Consider the following 2174-nt stretch of genomic DNA (forward strand, 5'->3'; position numbering starts at 1 on the left):
CCGGACTTTCGTCGTTCCGCGGCCGGATCAGTCCAGGGCGACGGTGCGCCCGGGGGCGTCCGGCTGGCTCTCCTCGATCCGGCGCATCATCCGGGCCAGCATCCCGCAGAGCACGCCGCGGTCCTCGCCGACGACGTCCTGGAGCAGTTCCTCCTCGAAGACCGCGGCCATCCGCATCGACTCCAGCCACTTGTCGCGGCCGAGCTCGGTCAGCTCGATGATCACCCGGACCCGGTTGGCCTCGTCCCGCTCCCGGGTGACCAGCCCCTCGGTGACCATCCGGTCGATCCGGTGGGTCATCGCGGCGGGGGTGAGCCCGAGCCGCTTGGCCAGCTCACCGGGCCCGAGCCGGTACGGGCTGCCGGCGACCACCAGGGCCTTGAGCACCTCCCACTCGGCGGAGGTGATTCCGAGCACAGTCAGCTGCCGGTCGTAGGCGACGGTCATCCGCCGGGCGACCCGGGAGAGCGTCTGCACGATGGTCTCCACCTGCGGGTCGACGGTGGGGAATTCCCGCTGGTAGAGGGCCACCTGCTCGGCGATGCCCAACTCGCGGGGGGTGGCCGGCGCGGGCTTCTCTGCAGTCATGCGGACCAGTGTCCCATGCGAAGTGCACTCCTTAAGCCTTTGACTCGGCACTCTTCTGGTGCTAAGACTTTAGAGTCAAACTTTAGCTCTTAAGTCTTCTTCCCTTAAGAGTACTCAGCGAAACTGACGGAGCCCTGACGCGGGCCCCGTCCGCCATGAAGGGGTGTGCACGGTGACCGGCACGGTGAAGCAGCAGAGGCAGCAGCGACGCGGGGCGGCGGGCGGCCCGCTGCGCCGCGTCCAGATCGGAAACGCGCTCAGCGCGTTCGGCAGCGGATTCACGATGCCGTACATGTTCGTGTACGTGGACCAGGTGCGCGGGCTGGGCTCGCTCTCCGCCGGGATGGTGTTCACCGTCTTCGCGCTGGCCGCGCTCGCCGTCCTGCCGTTCACCGGCCGCGGCATCGACCGGTACGGGCCGCGCCCGGTGCTGCTGGCCGGCACCGCGCTGGCCGCCACCGGCGCGTTCGCCTTCGGCCACGCCACCGGCACCCCGGCACTGCTGGTCTCCTCCTTCCTGTTCGGCGCGGGTGTCACCACCTGCCAGCCGGCGCTCGCCACGATGATCGTCCGCTGCTCCACCGCGGCGACCCGCTCGCACGCCTTCGCGCTGCAGTTCACCCTGGTCAACCTGGGCATGGGCGTCGGCGCGCTGGTCGGCGGGCAGATCGTGGACGTCGCCGACCCGGCCAGCCTGACCCGGCTGTTCACCATCGAGGCCGCGACCTTCCTCGGCCTCGCCCTGGTGACCGGCACCGCCCGGATCCCCAAGGCCGCGCCGCTGCCGGTCCACGAGCGCAAGGACGGCCCGCAGGGCCTGCGCGCCCTGCTCGCCGACAAGGCCATGGTCCGGCTCAGCATCCTCGCCGGCCTGATCTTCTTCACCTGCTACGGCCAGTTCGAGTCCGGCGTCGCCGCCTTCGCCACCGACACCGTCGGCACCGCCCCGTCCACCCTGGGCATCGCCATCGGCGCCAACGCGCTGACCATCGTGGTGCTGCAGATGTTCGTGGTGCGGATCACCGCCCGCCGCCGGCGCACCACCGCGATGGCCGCCGCCGGCGTGGTCTGGCTCGGCGCCTGGGCGATGGCCCTGGTGGCCGGCCTGATCCGGACCGAGGCGATGGCCGCCACGGTCGCGATCGTCTCGATCTACGCCCTGTTCGGTGTCGGCGAGTCGCTGCTCGCCCCCACCATGGGCCCGATCGTCGCCGACCTCGCCCCGGCCCGGCTGCTCGGCACCTACAACTCCGGGTACGCCCTGGTGAAGCAGATCGCCGTCGCCGTCGGCCCGGCCGTGGGCGTCCTGCTGGTCGGCTCCGGCACCTGGCCGCTCTACCTGGCGGCGATGGCCGGCTGCACCGTGCTGATCGTCGTCCTGGCGCTGCGCCTGCGGCCGTACCTCACCGCCGCCCAGGACAACGCGCCCGAGGGCTCCGCCGGGGACGAGCAGGCCCCCGCCGCCCCGGTCCGCGCCCCGGCCCGGCCGGTCCGCGAGCTGCAGACCGCCGCCTGACCACCGGGCGGCACCGCCCCGACGGGCGCCGGACAGGTCACCTGTCCGGCGCCCGTCGCGCTTGGTTTCG

At 72.2% G+C, this 2174-nt stretch carries 2 protein-coding genes; one reads left to right on the top strand and one right to left on the bottom strand.

The window, feature by feature from the left end:
* Positions 1–27: 27 nt before the first annotated feature.
* Positions 28–588 (bottom strand): MarR family winged helix-turn-helix transcriptional regulator, encoded by a 561-nt coding sequence (locus ABD308_RS18495; protein WP_344335821.1) that lies wholly within the window; start codon positions 586–588, stop codon positions 28–30.
* Between the two features lie 172 nt (positions 589–760).
* On the opposite strand from ABD308_RS18495, the gene ABD308_RS18500 reads away from it, so the two are divergent.
* The gene (locus ABD308_RS18500) at positions 761–2104 is read left to right on the top strand and encodes an MFS transporter (RefSeq protein WP_344335823.1); all 1344 of its coding nucleotides are present in this window, start codon (positions 761–763) and stop codon (positions 2102–2104) included.
* Positions 2105–2174 lie beyond the last annotated feature (70 nt).

The sequence above is a fragment of the Kitasatospora putterlickiae genome, from assembly GCF_039527695.1.
GTDB lineage: Bacteria > Actinomycetota > Actinomycetes > Streptomycetales > Streptomycetaceae > Kitasatospora > Kitasatospora putterlickiae.

Excerpts from the sequence above, each read along its gene's own strand:
- ABD308_RS18495 (WP_344335821.1), bottom strand. The coding sequence starts at position 588 with ATGACTGCAGAGAAGCCCGCGCCGGCCACCCCCCGCGAGTTGGGCATC.